Below are 17,607 nucleotides of genomic sequence, written 5' to 3'. Positions count from 1 at the left end.
TCCTTCGCGTCATCACTCACAACTTCGGCGCAATCTCTTCGATCCAGATCCGCTCCCGCTGCTCCCGCGTCATGTGGCAGGCGGCCCAGTGCCCACTGCCGACCTCGGTCGGCTCGGGGCGTACGGTGCGGGTGACGTCGCCCTCGGGCACGTCGGCGTACGGGCAACGCGGGTTGAAGGCGCAGCCGGACGGGAGGTCGATCAGCGAGGGCGGGGAGCCCTCGACCGGAATGAGCCGGTCCTGCTGCTCGCGGTCCAGGCGTGGCATCGAACCGAGCAGGCCCCAGGTGTAGGGGTGCCGGGGTTCGTGGAACACCTGCTCCGCCGGGCCTCGTTCGACGCAGCGGCCGCCGTACATCACCAGGATGTCGTCGGCGAGTTCGGCGACGACGCCCAGGTCGTGCGTGATGACGATGACCGCCGAGCCGAACTCCTTCTGCAGGTCCCGGATGAGGTCGAGGATCTGCGCCTGGACGGTGACGTCGAGGGCGGTGGTGGGCTCGTCCGCGATGAGCAGTTCGGGATTGTTCACCAGGGACATCGCGATCATCGCGCGCTGGCGCATGCCGCCGGAGAACTCGTGCGGGTAGTTGTCCACCCGCTTGTCCGGCTGCGGGATGCCCACCCGGTCGAGCATCTCCACTGCCCGCCTGCGGGCGGCCTTCTTGTCGACGTCGTGGTGGATCCGGTACGCCTCGACGATCTGTTGGCCGATCGTGTAGTACGGGTGCAGCGCGGACAGCGGATCCTGGAAGATCATCGCCATCTCGCGGCCCCGCAGCCTGCGCACGTGGTCGGGTCCGGCCGACAACAGCTCAGTGCCGTCCAGCCAGATCTCGCCGGAGATCCGCGCCTTGCGCCTGCCGTATCGGCCGGCGGTGTGCAGGCCCATGATGCCGAGCGAGGTCACCGACTTGCCGGAGCCCGACTCGCCGACGATGCCGAGGGTCCTGCCCCTCTCCAGTTGGAAGCCGAGCCCGTCGACGGACTTGACCAGACCGTCGTCGGTCGGGAAGTGCACCTTCAGGTCGCGTACTTCGAGGAAGGCACGCGGAGCGGGGGAAGCGGCGGCGGGCCCGCCCACCGCAGTCGCGCTCGTGCCGGGTTCGGTCATGCGAGCCTCACTCGGGGGTCGATCACGGCGTACAGGACGTCCACCACGAGGTTGGCCAGCAGCACCGAGAGGGAGGTGATCAGGACGACGCCGAGAATGACCGGCAGGTCCTGGTTCCTGATGGCGTTCAGCACGGCCTGGCCGAGGCCGGGCAGGTTGAACGTCGACTCGGTGAGGATCGCGCCGCCGATGAGGGCGCCGAGGTCCATGCCCAGCATCGTGAGGATCGGCGTCATCGTGGAGCGCATGGCGTGCTTTCCGATGACGGTCCGCTCCCGCAGGCCCTTGGCGCGCGCGGTGCGGATGTAGTCCTCACCCAGGACCTCCATCATCGTGGCGCGGGTGATGCGCGCGTACATCGCCGCATAGAGGAAGGCGAGGGTGATCCACGGCAGGATCATGCCGCCGAACCAGCCGCTCGGGCTCCGGCCGAGCGGCACGTACTGCGCGTCGAACCATTTCAGCCCGAACGCGAAGGTCGCCAGGGAGAGCATGCCGGTGAAGTAGATGGGAAGGGACACACCCGCGAGGGCGACGACCATCGCACTGCGGTCCCAGAGGCTGCCCCGCTTGAGCGCGGAGAGCACACCCGCCGCGACACCGAAGACCAGCCACAACACGGCGGCGCCGAGCGCGAGCCCCAGGGTCACCGGGAAGCGGTCGGTCAGCACCGGCCAGACGGCCTGTTCGCTCTTGAACGAGTAGCCGAAGCACGGTGCGGAGCAGTGGACGACGTCGCCGCCGGTGGAGTAGGTGCGGCCGGCGAAGATGCCCTTGAAGAACTCCCATGCCTGGAGGTGGATGGGGTCGCTCAGGCCGAGCTTTTCCCGCACGGCCTCGACGGCGGCGGGGTCGGCCTGCTTGCCCACGAAGCTCGCGGCGATGTCGACACCCGCCCACTGGGGGACGAGGAAGAAGATGCCGAAGACCACCAGGATGATGACCACCAGCATCACTGCGGCGGCGAACAGCCGCCTGATAAGGTAAGCGAGCACAGCCTACGGCCTGCCGCGGATCACGCGCCGCCGGGGCTTCCGGCGGCCCGCGATCACGCCGCGCCGGCCTTCACCTGCCTTTCGTGCCGTTCGGCGGGTGCGCCGGAGTTCACTTCGAGGACTCGAGACCGAGGCTGATGAAGTCGTAACCGTTGTACGCGTCGGTCATGTAGACGTTCGTGAGGCGGCCGGAGCGCCAGTTCAGGTACTTCTCGTAGGTGAAGGGCAGGTAGTACGCGCCCTCCATGACCCTGTGGTCGATCTGCGTGGCGATCCGGGCCTTGTTGCCCTCGTCGGGCTCCCGGGCGTAGGCGTCGAAGAGTTCGTCGATCGCCTTGTCCTTGATCAGGGCGTAGTTGACGTTGCCGCTCTCCAGGATGTACTTGCTGTCCCACAGCGGCCGACCGAAGCCCTGGACGGACGGGAAGTCCGCGGCCCAGCCGTCGATGACGATGCCGTAGCCCTTCTTCTCCACGTTGGTGGGACTGCCGACGATGCCGGAGGTCTGCGAGCCGTCGTACTGGTCGATCTGCGCGTCGATGCCGATCCTCTTCAACGACGCCTGCAGGGACTGGGCGGTGGCCACCTCGACCGGCTTGTTGTTGCGGACGGCGATGGTGGTGCGGAAGCCGTCCGGTTTGCCGCAGGCGATCAGCTCCTCCTTGGCCTTGGCGACGTTTCCGTTCTTGTCGGCGCCGGCCATGGCGTACGGATCGTACGTCCGGCCCTCGGTACCCGGGACCGTCGGCGGCAGCATGTTGGTCCCGATGTCGCCGCCGGCGACGGGGCCGCCGCGTGCGGTCTGCAGGGACAGGTGGTCGGCCCCGAGGATGACCGCCTTGCGGCAGTGCTCGTTGTCGAACGGCTTCACGTTCTGCGGGAAGGCCGCGTAACGCACGTAGCCGGAGAGCGGGTTGTCCAGGTTGCCCTTGTGCTGCTTCAGCGCGGTCTGGCGGCCCTGCGGCGACAGACCGGACTGGTTGAGGTCCAGGTCGTAGTCGCCGGCGATCAGTCGCTGGTCCAAGTCGTTGGCGTTGGAGAAGAATTTGACGCTGACGGTGTCCGGGTATGCCTTGCGGACCGGGTCCGAGGCATCCTTCCACTGCGTGTTGCGGACCAGTTCCAGGCTCTTGCCCGGCTCGTAGGACGCGAATTTGTACGGCCCGCTGGAGAACGGACGCAGGCCGTACTTGGACTTGGTGTCCTTGTCCTGCCGTACCGGGGAGGCCGCCGGCATCGCGAGCATCTGCGGGAAGTCGCTGTTGGCCTGCGGCAGTCGGAAGACGATCGTCTTGTCGTCGGGTGTCTCGATGGCTTTCAGGCCCAGCTTGTCGGCGGACTCGTCCTGGTAGGGGCCCGGGTACTCGCCGTCGGGGTCGAGGATGTCCTTGAGATAGACCGGACCACCGGACAGCACGTCCTGCGCCCACTGGCGCTCGATGCCGTACTTGACGTCCTTGGCGGTGATCGGCTTGCCGTCCTCCCAGGTGCTCCCGTCGCGCAGGGTGAACGTGTATGTCTTGCCGCCGTCCGAGACCTTGCCCATGTCGGCGGCGAGGTCGGGCTGGAGCGCGGCCCCCGACTTGCCCGGCTCGGTCTTGTAGGTGACCAACTGGCGGCTGTAGTACCGCATGAAGTTCCAGGCGAAGCCGTAGTAGCTGCGCGTGGTGTCCCACGAGTCGCCGTCCTGGGTGCCGGCGAACTTCAGCGTGCCGCCCTTGGCGGTGCCGGCGTTCACGACCTTGGTGCCGGCGGCGTCGTAGCCGGCCCCGCTCGTCGTGTCGCCGCCGCCACACGCCGCCGTGGTAAGCAGCCCGGCGACCACGGCCGCAGCGGCCAGTGCCCGCTTGTGCCGCCCTGAGGTGCGTTGGGTAGTCATGATCTCGGATCCTCCGAATGTGATGGCAGACCCCGTGTGAAGTGCCGCGGGCCGCCCGGGGTACGGCAGTTCAGCGGGAGCCCTTGGGATCGAGCGCGTCGCGCACGCCGTCGCCGAAGAGGTTGAAGGCAAGGACGGTGATGAAGATGGCCACGCCCGGAACGATCATGTAGAGCGGATCCGAGTCGTAGTAATCGATCGCGTTCGAGAGCATCTGTCCCCACGAGGCCGTGGGCGGCTTGACGCCCACGCCCAGGAAGCTGAGCGCGGCCTCGGTCAGGATGTTCGTGGGAATCATCATCGTCGTGTACACGACGATCGGGGCGACCAGGTTGGGCAGCAGTTCCTTGTACAGGATGTAGAAGCGTCCGGCGCCCAACGAGCGGGCGGCCTCGACGTATTCACGTTCACGCAGCGACAGCGTCTGGCCGCGAACCACGCGTCCGATGTAGGGCCAGCCGAAGAAGCCGATGACCAGGATCATCACGAAGACGCGGACACTCGACCCGGTCATGCCCAGCATCTCGCTCGGCATGACCGAGACCAGCGCGATGATGAACAGCAGTTGCGGAAAGGCGAGCAGGCCGTCCATGACGCGGCTGATCGCGGCGTCCACCCAGCCGCCGAAGAAGCCGGCCAAAATGCCGAGGATCGTACCCAGGACGACCGCCACCAGGGCGGACAGAAAACCGACGAGCAGCGAGATCCGCGAACCGTAGAGGATCCGGGCGAAGATGTCCCGGCCGTTGACCGGCTCGACACCCAGCAGGTGGTCGCCGCTGATGCCGCCCAGCGCCCCCCTGGGGGTGCCGAACAGCGGGTCGATCGTGTCCTCGTGGTAGACGTCCGGATCCTGTCCGACGAGGTTCGAGATCACGGGCGCGAGCAGCGCGATCACGACGAGCGCGACTATGACGGTGCCACCCGTCAGCGCCGGCCTGTCCCGCTTGAGCCGTTCCCAGGCGATCCGCCCCAACGAACGGCCCTGTACGGGCTCGGCGTTGCCCCGGACTGCCGCCGCTTCCTCGGCCGCGCTCGGGGCCGGTTCCGCGATCGGCTCGTGCAATGGTGCCGTCATCTGACAGGGACTCCTCTCAACCGGCGCCGGCCGGACGGTACTTGCCGCCGTGGCGGCGTCATCACTTGGTCGGCCACAAGGGCGGACGCCCCTGCTGTGGAACTCCCCGACATCTCGGCGCCACGCTGCCGGGCCGAGGAGTCGGAGACGTTCCGATCAAGCGGGTGCCGGAGCTCCGGCCGCCCGCATGGATATGCATGGTGCGCCGAACGACCCTGCTGGAAAAGGGAGTTCGGTTATCCAGACCGCCGGCCGGCTGGTCGGCGCCTACACCTGCGCGCACCTTCCTGTCGCCGACGATGCAGGGCCCGGAGAGGGCGATGATCCGCCCGAGGCGGACACGTACCGCCACCTTCGTGAGATGGCCGGTACCGAAACCGGGATTCAGACGACGGCCGCTAAGGACTCCGTCAGGCCTCGCGACGGCGCGGGAGACAACCCTGTCCGAGTCGCAGGTCGCGGGCCGGGGAATGCGGGATGGATGCCGGCGGGGGCGGTGGTGCGCGGGGTGATTCCGGTCGCGCCGGCCCGGGCCGTGGTGGGTGCGGTTACCGGCGGTGCCGGCCGCACGCTTGCTGGATTGTGCATGCGGACAGCGTCGCTTCCGGGCCGGCCGGGTACATGCGATACCCGTCCAGAGATTCCCCGGATGCTTTGTGAGACTGGCTATAGAGGTGCGGATGCGCGGCACCGGGGCCCGATCTCGGACCGGTCCTCGAAGTGGTCGGGATCATTGGAAGCGGCAGCACGCGGCCACCGTCGTCCCGACGTACTCCGTGCTCGCCGAATCGCGATCGCAGCGGTTCCCGCCGTCGGGAAGCCCGCCTGCTTGTTCCGCCGTCCAAAGGGGCGCGCACATCCTCGTACCGTGAAACAAAGCCGCACGAAGGCGGGGACACACACACTCGCAGTGGTGCCGTCCGGAGACCTGTCCACCCCGGCTCACGCGAGCACGCCGCTTCCGGATGCCCCCGGCGTCCGGCGTCGGCGCATCGCCGTCACCCGCGCACCGAGTTCCCGACCATGTCGTTCACGTCGCCCAACCTCGCGTCGTGGAAGAGGCGTGCGACGCCGTCGTCGTCATGCGCCACCGACGCCTCGCCGAGGAAGTGCACGCAGGCACGAATACACCCGAATCCTTGTGCACGCGGGTCCGCTTCCGGCCCACGTGCTCCCGCCCGCTCATCGAGGACGACGTGCGCCGGTGCCCCGCCACCTTCGCCTCGGAGCCCTCGGCATCCGGAGAAGCCTTGAAGACGAACCGTAAGGAAGTGTCCGTAATCCGAGAACTGCACATGATGGAGGACTTCGATGCCGTCAGCCTCCTCTATGCCGACATCTGGGGGTCCCGATCCGGCAGGACACCCATCTCCGCCGAGGTCATGCGGGCGCTCTCCCACTCCGGCAACTACGTGGCCGGAGCATACGAGGACGGCCGTCTGGTGGGGGCGTCGGTCGCCTTCTTCGGCGAACCCGTAGGCATCAGCCTGCACTCCCACATCACCGGCGCCGTGGTGGGGCGCGGCGTGGGCCTCGCCCTCAAGATGCACCAGCGGCAGTGGGCGCTCGCCCATCGACTCAGCCGCATCACCTGGACCTACGACCCGCTCGTCCGTCGCAACGCCTACTTCAATCTGACCAAGCTGGGCGCTCGGCCGGAAGCGTACCTGGCGTCCTTCTACGGCCTGATGGACGACGCCATCAACGGCGGCGACGAGTCCGACCGGGTCCTGGTCGCCTGGGACCTCACCGCCCCCTCCCCGCCCGAGGTGGTCGAACTGCCCGCCGGCGCCGTGCACGGCCTCCGCAATCACGACGGCCGCCCGGAGACCGCCGCGACCGACGCCGAGACCGTACTCGTCGACCTCCCCGACGACATCGAGGCTCTGCGCCTCACGGATCCCGGCGCCGCCCGCGCCTGGCGGCTGGCCGTACGAGAAACCCTGGGCGGCCTGCTCGCCGAAGGTGCCCGTGTCATCGGCTTCCACGAACGCCGCCGATACGTGGTCCAACGCACCACAACCCATGCCTGACCGCCCGCAGAGGAGCCACCAGTCGTGAAGACCAAGATTTCCGGCATCGAGCTGCGTCGGATCGCGATGCCGCTCGTCGCGCCGTTCCGTACCTCCTTCGGTGTGGAGACCAGCCGCGATGTGCTGCTGGTCCGCGTCGTCACCGCCGACCACGAGGGCTGGGCCGAGTGCGGGGCCATGTCCGAGCCGCGCTATTCCTCCGAGTACGTCGACAGTGCCCGGCACGTCCTGCGCAGGTTCCTCATTCCCGCCTTGCCGAGGGACGGTCTGGACGTGCACGCGGTGGCACGTGTCCTGAAGCCCTTCACCGGCCACCGGATGGCGAAGTCCGCGCTGGAGACGGCGGTGTTGGACGCCGGGCTCCGCAGTGCCGGTGAATCCTTCGGCTCCTACCTGGGTGCCGTTCGGGAGCGGGTCCCGTGCGGTGTCTCGGTCGGGATCATGGACTCCGTGCCCGAACTCCTCGACGCCGTGGAGGGGTACATCGCCGAGGGCTACGTCCGGATCAAGCTGAAGATCGAGCCCGGCTGGGATCTCGGCCCGGTACGTGCCGTGCGCGAACGTTTCGGTGACGATCTGCTCCTGCAGGTCGACGCCAACGCCGCCTACACGCTGTCGGATGCGCAACACCTCGCCGGGCTCGACGACTTCGGGCTGCAACTGATCGAACAGCCCTTGGCCAACGACGACATGGTCCAGCACGCCGCACTGGCCAAGCTGCTGCGCACCCCGATCTGCCTGGACGAATCCATCAGGTCCGCCGCCGACGCCGCGGCGGCCATATCCCTCGGCGCCTGTTCCGTCGTCAACATCAAACCGGGCCGCGTCGGCGGCTATCTCGAAGCCCGCCGCATTCACGACCTCGCGCGCGCCCACGGTATCCCCGTCTGGTGCGGCGGGATGTTGGAGACCGGCATCGGTCGCGCCGCCAACGTGGCGCTGGCCGCCCTGCCCGGCTTCACCCTCCCGGGCGACACCTCCGGCTCCAGCCGATACTTCGCCACCGACCTCACGAAGCCCTTCGTCCTCTCCGACGGGCACCTCGACGTCCCCACCGGCCCCGGCCTGGGCGTCGAGCCCCTTGCCGACGTCCTCGACGAGGTGACCACGTCGAGCGAATGGATCGCGATGTGACCGCGCGCGTTCGGACCCGGAGGCCGCGGGTCGGCTCGTAGCCGAGTGAAACGCGAGGTCCACAGGAAGCAGGTCGCGGAGGGGCCGCCGGGCCGGGACCGCAAGGTCTCGCCCCGGCGACCCCTGGGCCGTGTCCGCCGGACACGGCCCAGGTCAGGAGAGCGGACCGGGGAGGGTCGTGCGCACCTCACGGGCCGCCGCGACCAGGTTCTCCAGCGAGGCGCGGACCTCGGGCCAGTCGCGGGTCTTGAGGCCGCAGTCGGGGTTGACCCACAGGCGCTCGGCGGGGATCGCGGCCAGCGCCTCGCGCAGCAGGCCCACCACCTCGTCCGTACCGGGGATGCGCGGGGAGTGGATGTCGTACACGCCGGGTCCGGCCTCGCGCGGGTAGCCGTGGGCGGCGAGTTCGGTGGCGACCCGCATGTGCGAGCGGGCCGCCTCCAGGCTGATCACATCGGCGTCGAGGTCGTCGATCGCCCGCACGATGTCGCCGAACTCGGCGTAGCACATGTGGGTATGGATCTGGGTGGCCGCGCGTACGCCCGAGGTGGTCAGGCGGAAGGCCTCGGTGGCCCAGGCCAGATACCGCGGGTGGTCGGTCGCGCGCAGCGGCAGGGTCTCGCGGAGCGCGGGCTCGTCCACCTGGATGACCGAACTCCCGGCGGCCTCCACATCGCGGACCTCGTCCCGCAGCGCGAGTGCGACCTGCCGGGCGGTGACGCCGAGCGGCTGGTCGTCGCGGACGAAGGACCACGCGAGCATGGTGACGGGGCCGGTGAGCATGCCCTTGACCGGTCGGTCGGTCAGCGACCGGGCGAACGAGGTCCAGCGCACGGTCATCGGCTCGGGGCGGGAGACGTCGCCGGCGAGGATCGGCGGGCGCACGTAGCGGGTGCCGTACGACTGGACCCAGCCGTGTCGGGTGGCCACGTAGCCGGTGAGCTGTTCGGCGAAGTACTGGACCATGTCGTTGCGTTCGGGTTCGCCGTGCACCAGGACGTCGATCCCGGCCTTCTCCTGGAAGGAGACGACCTCGCGGATCTCGTTTTCGATGCGTTCCTCGTAGGCCGCGTCGTCGATGCGTCCGGCGCGCAGGTCGGCGCGGGCGGTGCGCAGTTCGGCGGTCTGCGGGAAGGAGCCGATCGTGGTCGTGGGCAGCAACGGCAGGCCCAGGCGGGTGCGTTGGGCGGCGGCTCGTTCGGGGTAGGGCTGGTCGCGGCGGCCGTCCGCCTCGGTGACCGCGGCGACCCGGGCGCGCACGGCGGGGTCGTGGGTGAGGGCGGAGGCGTTGCGTGCGGCCAGGTCGGCCCGGTTGGCGGCGAGGTGGGCCGCGATGGTGTCCGTGCCCTGCCCGAGGCCGCGAGCCAGAGTGACGACCTCCGCGGTCTTTTGTCGGGCGAAGGCGAGCCAGCGGGCGATCTGCGGGTCGATGTCGTGCTCGACGTCGGCGTCCAGGGGTACGTGCAGCAGCGAGCAGGAGGCTGCGACGTCGACGCGGTCGGCCAGGCCCAGCAGAGTGCCGAGCACGGTCAGCGACTTGCCGAGGTCGTTGATCCACACGTTGCGGCCGTCGACGACGCCGGCGACCAGACGCTTGCCGGGCAGCCCGCCGACCGCTGCCAGTGCGTCCAGGTTGGCGGCCGCGGCACCGGTGAAGTCCAGGGCGAGGCCCTCGATCGGGGCCTTGGCCAGGATCGGCAACGCCTCGCCGAGACGATCGAAGTACGAGGCGACCAGCAGCCTGGGTCGGTCGGTGCGACCGCCCAGGTCGCGGTACGCACGTGCGGTGGCGTTGAGTTCGGCGAAGCTGCGGTCCTGGACCAGAGCGGGCTCGTCGAGTTGCACCCACTCGGCGCCGGCGGCCCGCAGGTCGGCGAGCACCTCGGCATACACCGGCAACAGGCGGTCCAGCAGGGTCAGCGGCCGGAAGTCGGCCGCAACGCCCGGTGCGGGCTTGGCGGACAGGAGGAAGGTGAGCGGGCCCACGAGCACCGGGCGCGCGGTCAGCCCCAGCGCGGTGGCCTCCGCGAACTCGGCGACCTGCTTGACGGAGTTCGCGGAGAACGTGGTGTCGGGGCCGAGTTCGGGGACCAGGTAGTGGTAGTTGGTGTCGAACCACTTGGTCAGCTCCAGCGGCGCCACATCCCGGGTGCCGCGCGCCATCGCGAAGTAGCCGTCCAAGGCGTCGGCTTCGACGGCGGCACGGTGTCGGGCCGGGATCGCGCCGACCATCACGCTGGTGTCCAGGACGTGGTCGTAGAGCGAGAAGTCACCGGTGGGAACCTCGTGGATCCCGGCATCGGCGAGCCGACGCCAGTTGGCGTGGCGCAGTTCGGCCGAGGCGTCGCCGAGCGCGTCGGCGGTGACCCGACCGGCCCAGTAGCCCTCGATGGCCTTCTTCAGCTCTCGGCGCGGGCCCTGTCGGGGGTAGCCGTACACGGTGGCGCGTGCTGCCGCGGCTGCGGACTTGGTGGTCACGGAACTCTCCTTCGCGAGTTGTCTCCGGGATCCCGGGACGAATCGAAGGCGCGAAGGGATGGCAAACCGCGGGGGCCACTTCGGCGCACTCGCGCACGTGTCCCACCGGGTTGTCCGCCGACCCGCCCACGAGGTCACCGAGATCACCGTGCGCTTCGGCGGCGCACGGGCAGTGGCAGGTCTTCGGACTCGTGGGCGTGCCCACCGAAAAGGCGGACTCCTACTGGCCGTCGCTTCCCGGGCCCGGCGCGGGCCCAGTGCTGTTGACGGCGGTCGTTCCCACTCACCGCTGCGGGGCAGTCCCGGATTCACACCGGGTTCCCTCTTGCGACGCGTCTGCCTGGCGGGCAGGGCGAACCGACTGCGTCCGCCAGCTTAGCCGGCCGCGGGCGGGTTCGGAACGCGAGTCCACCGAGTGGACGGCGCGCGGCGCGGTGCATCCGTGCGGCAGGCGGCCCGAAAGGGTCGCGGCCTCGCCTTCGGGGAGCCCGGTGACCCGCCACTCCGGCGATCCGGCCGCCGGCCGAACCGCGGTGCGGATCCCGGTGTGCGGGGCGACGTCGAAGTCTTCGCGGGCGGCGGCCGGGGCCGGCTCGCTTCGCAGGGCCGCGCGCGGCATGATCTCCCCCGTGTGCGCGCCGAATTCATCCGCGGGGCCCGGCCACGAGCCGCGGACACGTCGGGCGAAACCGGCACCGCACGAAGAACCGATGAGCCGGCTGACGATTCCTGGCGAGGAGAACACGGCGTGACCATGGTGACGGACATCGATGCCCGAGGTACGCAGCACTGCGAGACGACGACTCTGGGGGTGTTGCTGCGTCACCAAGGACTCGATCTGTCCGAGCCGATGCTCTTCGGCCTCGGCTCCGGCCTGTCCTTCATCTACTGGGACAGCAAGAGCATGGGCTTCCCCTTCCTCGGGGGACGGGTCAAGCCGTTCGACCTCACCAAAAACCTGGCGACCGGACTCGGGTACGAACTCCAGGTCCGGGAAACCGCCTCCCCCCGCAGGGCGTGGGAGAACGTGACAGCCGTCATCGACGCCGGTCGACCGGTCGGGTTGCAACTCGACAGCTACCATCTGGACTACTTCGGATCGAAGGTCCACTTCGGCGGCCACGTCGTCGCCATGTACGGCTACGACGACCGCTTCGCCTACCTGGTGGACACCGACCAGCAGGGCGGAGCGGTGGCCACGAGCCTGACCGGCCTCGCCCGGGCCAGGGCCGCGCGCGGCCCGATGACCGCCAAGCACCGCTCCTTCACCCTCACCGCTCCGAGGAACCCGCCCTCGCCGCAGGGGCAAATCATCCCCGCCATCACCGGCTGTGCCCAAGCGTTCCTCGACCCGCCCATCGCCAACCTCGGCCACCGCGGCATCGAGAAGGCCGGCAAGCTGGTGCGCACATGGTTCCAGCGCACCGACGCCCCGCAGCGTGACCTGCCACAGGCCGCCCTGCTGATGGAGAAGGCCGGCACCGGCGGCGCCCTGTTCCGGAACCTCTACCGCGACTTCCTCGCCGAGTGCACCGAAGTGCTCGACAGCGGCCATCTGCGCACCGGGCACACGCTGTACACCGAGGCAGCCACCCTGTGGACGGAAGTGGCAGCACTGATCGAGAAGGCCGGTGAATCGGGCGAGCCGCGACTTCTCGTGCAGGCCGGCACGATCCTCGGCGATCTTTCGCGCATCGAGCGCGAGGCCATGCAAGCGCTGAGCCGCCTGGAGGCGTGAGGCATCGAGCGCGCCCCGGCCGGTGGCCCCCACGGCGCCCACCGGCGACCTACCGATCGGGCGTCGCCGAGACCGGGCCCGGGTGCTGTGGCCGGGTCGGCTCGTGGGTGCCGCGTGCCGTCCGCGATGCGGGTGACGCGGACCGGCGGCGCCGCCGGGCGACCGTCGACGTCAAAGAGGGACTGCGTGCGCCGAGCCTCCAGCTGTCCCTGCTCAACCGGCAGGTCAGCACCCATTTGACGCTCCGAGACGTCGACTTGGACTGCCTGGACCTCGTCAACGCCCACGGCCCGCTGAGCCCGAGCGCACTGGCGCGCCGCGCCGGTCTCCATGCCGCCACGATGACCGGCGTCCTGGACCGACTCGAACGCGCCGGCTGGGTGTCCCGCGAGCCGGACCCCTCGGACCGCCGGGGCACCCGGATCCGGGCCCTGCGTGATCGCAACGCCGAGGACCTGGCCGGCTGACCGCACCCGGCCACACCGATCGGTCCGGCGCCACCCGACGGGAGCGACACCGGCCGAGCCACCGCACGGGGTCGGGGCGCAGCCCGGGCGCCGATGCGCGCCCCTGGTCCGGGGCCGTGGTCGCGACGCCGGAGTCCGCGGGAGGCGGCATCTCGCGTCGGATGGATAGCCGCCTCGCGAATGCGCCTATAGCTTCTGTTGCGCCGCGAGGCTCGGGGCGTGATCCGCCCGTGTCCCGCGGCGTTCTCGCCACGTCCCGGTAGCGCCGGACGGATCGACACGCGAGGCGTGCGCCGCGTGGAAATGCGGCGCGCGGAAAAGCGACGCGAGTGGCGCACGCACTCAGGCGATCCCTCGCCCCCCTTCGCGACGATTCGACCGGTTGGCCGGCGACGCACGGTATCCATATCTCGTCGATACAGGGCAGGTGCACACCTCGTGCCGTTCGCGCCGCGAACCACACGAAGAACCACCGGACTCGGTGGCCTCCTTCGCAACGTCGGACCCTTTCGAAACGTACTGCGCCCCTTGGCGCCGGGCTTGGCCCTGGCGATGATCTGCCTGAGCGCCACGACCGGATGCGGGCTCGTCGGCGACGACGACTCCGACGCATCCGGTACACCACGGGCGGGTGGGTCGGCCGTCTTCCTCCTTCCGGGCGAGCCGCGCGGCCTCGACCCGTTCAGCGCGAGCTATCCGAACGTGGCCGACGGAAACCGGATGTCGGCGCTGTACGACGTCCTGGTCTGGACGGAGCCGGCGACCGGCACCGTGCACCCCAAGCTGGCCGAGTCGTTGACCAGCGACGCCCAGTACACGAATTGGACGCTGACCCTGCGCGCGGGACTGCGCTTCTCCGACGGCTCGGTCCTGGACGCCGCCGCCGTGAAGGCGACGTGGGACGCCCATCGGGATCCGACGGTCAATTCCTTGGTCGGCGGCGTGTTGCGGGACGTCAAGCTGATCCTTGTGTCGGACCTCCAGCTGCGGATCGAACTTCCGTCCGCCAACGCCAACTTCGACCACATGGTCGCCCGCAACCTCGCGTTCGTCGCCCCCACGAAGTTCGTCTCCACCCCCGAGGGCCGAGCCGCCCTCAAGCGCACCCCGATCGGCGCGGGCCCGTTCAAACTCGCCGCCTGGGAGCCCGGGAAAGACCTGCGCATGGTGCGCAACGAGAACTACTGGCAGAAGGGGCTTCCGCACCTCGACGAACTCGTGTTCCGGGTGGACCGCAACATCGCGGCCGCACCGGAGTCGATCGCGAAGAGCCGGGCGGACATCACCGTCACCACCGACCCGACCGTGTTGGGCGACGCCCGGGACAAGGACCTGACGGTCGACGAGACACTGCTGAACGGCGGCCTGATGATCGCCTTCAACCTGCGCAAGCCCCCCTTCGACAACGCGGACGCCCGTCGGGCGATCGCGTTGGCGCTGAGCGGCGAGGAGCTCAACCGCCGCTTCTACAAGGGTCTCGGCGTTCAGGCCAGGGGCATCTTCAACGCGAGTTCCCCGTTGGCGAACGTCAACCTGGCGGCCGTGGAGAACAAGCCCCCGCAGGCGGGCGAACTTTTCGCCAAGCTCACCTCGAATGGCCAAAAGCCTTTCGTTTTCCACTACTTGGTACCGGACAGCCCGAAGTCCCGGGACATCGCCGAGTACATCCGGCGGACGCTGGCCGGATATCCGGGGGTGACCATGATCGTGGACGTCGTCGACATCGCGTCGCTGGTCACGCGTACCTCGGCCAAGCACGACTTCGAGGCAACCGTCTTCCAACTGTGGGCCGACGACGTGGAACCGAGCATGCATCAGTTCCTGATCACCGGGGGCATCAACAACATCACCGGCTACAGCAACTCCGCCGTCGACAAGGCGTTGGGCGAGGGCCGACTGTCTCCCGACCCCAAGGTCCGCCGGGACGCCTACACACGCGTGCAGACGGCGCTGAACCGGGACATGCCCTTCTGGGTGTACCTGGAAGCGTCGGCGGCGGCCGTGCACAGCCGGCACATCACCGGCGTCGAGCCGTTCAACGACGGACTCGTGCACTTCGACCGGATCACCCGAAGCACCGCCGACTGACCGCCCCGGCCCGCGGTCCGCAGGATCGGCGTGACACGTGCCGCCGGTACCGCCGTCCGGTCACAGAGCCGGGCGGCGCCGGCCGTTCGCCCGCCGGTGCGCTCGCCGCGCTTGTCCGGGCCGCGTGACGTGTGCCTCCCTCGTTCCGCGCGCGTCGGGCGTGCGGAACGGGGGAGGCGCGTTCGTCAGTAGTCGATCGTGCTCTGGTACAGGCTCTTCAGCGGGCCGTTGGCGGAGGTGTCATACCCGTCCGCTTTGCGGTGTTGCCAGAATTCCGCGAACGTCGCGGAGCGGTGCCGCAGGAAGGTGTTCCAGACGTTTCCGGGCGCGGCCTCCCCATAGACGTCGGAACCCTCGTTCGTGGTGTCGGTGAGGTCGATCAGCGCACCGGCCACGCGGCCTTCGACCGTGTCCCCGTCGTCCCAGCCCGACGTACTCCAGGTGGGCGTCTCCAGGTTGAGGGACGAACCGCTGGGCCACCGGTAGAAGGGATCCTTGTACACGCTCGCCGGCACCCACTCGGCGAAACCCTCCACCCAGGCGCAGCCCGTCGAGGACTTCGCGGAGACGCCGTGCGGGCTGCAATTGGGGATGGGCGGCGCGTAGTCCTCGTAGACGTCGGCCATCAGGGCGTGCGTGAGTTCGTGCACGACGGTCATGTGCGAGTCGGGAGCATCCGCCTTGAGGTGGATCTGCTTGTTCCCGAAGTAGTTGCCGATTGTGGAGTCCGGTGCCCAGTTGACGACGACCTGACGGCACGTGGTGTCCAGGGCGTCCCAACAGGTGTTGCCGGGCACCCATTTCCAGGCGTCGTTGAGCGCGTCGAAGGCGTGCAGGGCGCGCATCCGGTTGGCCTGGGTGGGCTTGCGGTTGCCGAAGGCGGTGGTGGATCCGTTGGCGACGTTGGCGACCGTGGGTGTGGTGAACGAGAAGGCGTTCGTGGTGCCGGTCGCCTGGACGCGCCAGTTCTTGTTGGTGGTGGTGAGCTTGACGTAGACGTCTTGGCCGCTGTTGTTGCTCTCGGCGTTGTCGAAGCACAGCTTGTACTCGCCCTTGGTGCCGGTGAGGCCACTGGCGAGCAGGTCGTGCGCGTTGCTCGTGTCCGCGTCCCAGGCCTCGACGGTCATGTTGACGACCGGCTTGGTCACGCCCTTCTCGTCGACGTACAGCCACTTGCCCGTCGCGCACGCGGTCGCCGCCGCCGCCGCGGCGGTCCGGGCCCGGGGTACCACCGGATCGTCCCCGGCGGGTGCGGGCAGGCCGGCCGTGGACAACGATTCCGCCGCGAGATGGGGAGTCGACTCCTGCGGCGCCACGTCCGCCGCGACCTCGACCGAGTCGGAATCGGTCGACCGCTCCGCGCCCAGGCTCGACCTGCCCGGCGCCGCGCCCACGGTGAGCGGGATCAGGTCCTCCGCGGCGTCCACTCCGGTACGCAGGTCGGCGGCGGCGCGTACCTTGATCTCCGCCGGACCGGCCGCCTTCGCGACGATCCGTCCGGTGTACGTGGTGCTCTGCCCCGCCTTGAACGTGCGTACGGTCGCGGCGCGTTCGATGCCGCCCAGGTGTACCGGGTTGGGGGAGGGATGCGTGGACCGGGTCAGTCCGACGGGCGCCTCGAGCCAGGCGAGGTTGGCCGGCAGGTCCGCCTCCACGCGTACCTTCCCGGCCGCGAATTGGGACCGTACCTCGAATCGCACGGTGGCGGTCTCGCCGACCGCGAGCGGGTGGTCGACGCCGGCGTCCACCGAAAAGCAGCTGCGCTCCTCGCCGGCTTCGGGTGCATCCGGATTCGGGCGGCTCGTACATGTCCGGGGGCCGGCGGAGTCCTTCCCCGAGCCGGCGGTATCCCATGCCGCGAACGCGCCGGCCCCCAATCCGACCTGGATCGCGACGGCTCCGGCAACGACGATGACCACGCGTCGCCTGCGCCGTACCGATATTCGATTGATCATGGCGCTCGAACGTAGCCACTCGCACCGACGGCCACTATCCGATTCACGCGAACCGCGCCGGGGGGTCTCCCGCGCACGGCGGCGACGACGCCGTCCCGCGAGCACGCACAGGGCGGCCGGTCGGGTGGCGTCCGGCCCTGCGCGGCATCGGAAACCGGGCGCCCGGGCGGAGAATTCGGGCGTGCTGTCCACGCCGCCTGTCATCCCTGTCCGAGGTGCCCGGCCTCGGCCCGGCGGCGGAGCCCGAACGGGGTCCGGCGTACCCCGCCGAGGCGGGACCCTGAGACGCCGGACGCCCCTTCGACCGTCCGGCCGGGCGTCTTCCCGAGGCGGCGCATCACTGTCGTCGCCTCTCCGGCAGCCTCTCGCATGCGACCGGTACTGCCAAGTGGCCGAGGGCCGGCATCCGTTGCCCTCTCGATCACCTCGTCGACCCCTGCCTTGGTCATGATCGCGCAACTGCCGACATCGCCACCGGCCGGAGAGCGCGAAAGGGCCCGGCGGGATGTCGTAGGGGCACTTCCTTCCATCAGTCCGGCAGATCGGCTTCGGGGGTTGGTGGGGGGGGGGGCCCCCGGGCCATGGGGGGGAGAACCCCCGCGAAACCAAAAAAAAAACCACCCGAACCAGACGGCAACACACACCCCC

General features: G+C 69.5%; 11 protein-coding genes and 1 riboswitch. Of the genes, 5 read left to right on the top strand and 6 right to left on the bottom strand.

Features of this window, described 5'->3' with window-relative positions:
- Positions 1 to 16 precede the first annotated feature (16 nt).
- The 4 genes from ACFZBU_RS47450 to ACFZBU_RS47435 all read right to left on the bottom strand — a co-directional run bounded on the left by ACFZBU_RS47450 (position 17) and on the right by ACFZBU_RS47435 (position 5,066).
- Positions 17 to 1,114: an ABC transporter ATP-binding protein gene (locus ACFZBU_RS47450; RefSeq protein WP_391590059.1), complete on the bottom strand. Its 1,098-nt coding sequence runs from the start codon at positions 1,112 to 1,114 to the stop codon at positions 17 to 19.
- Complete coding sequence (locus tag ACFZBU_RS47445; protein ID WP_391590058.1) at positions 1,111 to 2,109, bottom strand: ABC transporter permease; 999 nt, start codon at positions 2,107 to 2,109, stop codon at positions 1,111 to 1,113. Before ACFZBU_RS47445 ends, ACFZBU_RS47450 begins: the two co-directional genes overlap by 4 nt.
- A 109-nt stretch (positions 2,110 to 2,218) precedes the next feature.
- The gene (locus tag ACFZBU_RS47440; protein ID WP_391590057.1) at positions 2,219 to 3,988 is read right to left on the bottom strand and encodes an ABC transporter substrate-binding protein; all 1,770 of its coding nucleotides are present in this window, start codon (positions 3,986 to 3,988) and stop codon (positions 2,219 to 2,221) included.
- Between the two features lie 70 nt (positions 3,989 to 4,058).
- On the bottom strand, positions 4,059 to 5,066 hold the full coding sequence (locus ACFZBU_RS47435; RefSeq protein WP_391590056.1) for an ABC transporter permease: 1,008 nt from the start codon (positions 5,064 to 5,066) through the stop codon (positions 4,059 to 4,061).
- Positions 5,067 to 6,337: 1,271 nt separating this feature from the next.
- Here ACFZBU_RS47435 and ACFZBU_RS47430 point away from each other — a divergent pair.
- Positions 6,338 to 7,099: a GNAT family N-acetyltransferase gene (locus ACFZBU_RS47430; RefSeq protein WP_391590055.1), complete on the top strand. Its 762-nt coding sequence runs from the start codon at positions 6,338 to 6,340 to the stop codon at positions 7,097 to 7,099.
- A gap of 24 nt (positions 7,100 to 7,123) precedes the next feature.
- Entirely contained in the window at positions 7,124 to 8,233 is a 1,110-nt protein-coding gene (gene menC / locus ACFZBU_RS47425; RefSeq protein ID WP_391590054.1) for an o-succinylbenzoate synthase, read from the top strand.
- Positions 8,234 to 8,386: 153 nt separating this feature from the next.
- Here menC and metE read toward each other — a convergent pair whose 3' ends face one another.
- Positions 8,387 to 10,711 carry a 5-methyltetrahydropteroyltriglutamate--homocysteine S-methyltransferase gene (gene metE, locus ACFZBU_RS47420; protein ID WP_391590053.1) on the bottom strand — a complete coding sequence of 775 codons (2,325 nt, stop codon included), beginning with the start codon at positions 10,709 to 10,711 and terminating at the stop codon, positions 8,387 to 8,389.
- 174 nt (positions 10,712 to 10,885) lie between these two features.
- Positions 10,886 to 11,052: riboswitch (cobalamin riboswitch) on the bottom strand.
- A gap of 413 nt (positions 11,053 to 11,465) precedes the next feature.
- On the opposite strand from metE, the gene ACFZBU_RS47415 reads away from it, so the two are divergent.
- The 3 genes from ACFZBU_RS47415 to ACFZBU_RS47405 all read left to right on the top strand — a co-directional run bounded on the left by ACFZBU_RS47415 (position 11,466) and on the right by ACFZBU_RS47405 (position 15,004).
- The gene (locus ACFZBU_RS47415) at positions 11,466 to 12,449 is read left to right on the top strand and encodes a BtrH N-terminal domain-containing protein (protein ID WP_391590079.1); all 984 of its coding nucleotides are present in this window, start codon (positions 11,466 to 11,468) and stop codon (positions 12,447 to 12,449) included.
- A 107-nt stretch (positions 12,450 to 12,556) separates the two neighbouring features.
- A complete protein-coding gene (locus ACFZBU_RS47410; protein WP_391590052.1) occupies positions 12,557 to 12,916 on the top strand; it encodes a MarR family transcriptional regulator in 360 nt (119 codons plus the stop codon).
- Between the two features lie 528 nt (positions 12,917 to 13,444).
- The gene (locus ACFZBU_RS47405; protein ID WP_391590051.1) at positions 13,445 to 15,004 is read left to right on the top strand and encodes an ABC transporter substrate-binding protein; all 1,560 of its coding nucleotides are present in this window, start codon (positions 13,445 to 13,447) and stop codon (positions 15,002 to 15,004) included.
- Between the two features lie 185 nt (positions 15,005 to 15,189).
- Here ACFZBU_RS47405 and ACFZBU_RS47400 read toward each other — a convergent pair whose 3' ends face one another.
- Positions 15,190 to 16,959, bottom strand: coding sequence for a hypothetical protein (locus ACFZBU_RS47400; RefSeq protein ID WP_391590050.1), 1,770 nt, complete (start codon positions 16,957 to 16,959; stop codon positions 15,190 to 15,192).
- Between the last annotated feature and the right edge of the window lie 648 nt (positions 16,960 to 17,607).

Source organism: Embleya sp. NPDC008237, assembly GCF_042956465.1.
Lineage (GTDB): Bacteria > Actinomycetota > Actinomycetes > Streptomycetales > Streptomycetaceae > Embleya.
Note: the sequence above shows the minus strand (reverse complement) of the source record. Positions and strands in the feature narration are given on the sequence as shown.

Coding starts and splice junctions, on each gene's coding strand:
- ACFZBU_RS47415 (WP_391590079.1), top strand. CDS start 11,466: ATGGTGACGGACATCGATGCCCGAGGTACGCAGCACTGCGAGACGACG.
- ACFZBU_RS47400 (WP_391590050.1), bottom strand. CDS start 16,959: ATGATCAATCGAATATCGGTACGGCGCAGGCGACGCGTGGTCATCGTC.
- ACFZBU_RS47435 (WP_391590056.1), bottom strand. CDS start 5,066: ATGACGGCACCATTGCACGAGCCGATCGCGGAACCGGCCCCGAGCGCG.
- ACFZBU_RS47440 (WP_391590057.1), bottom strand. CDS start 3,988: ATGACTACCCAACGCACCTCAGGGCGGCACAAGCGGGCACTGGCCGCT.
- ACFZBU_RS47450 (WP_391590059.1), bottom strand. CDS start 1,114: ATGACCGAACCCGGCACGAGCGCGACTGCGGTGGGCGGGCCCGCCGCC.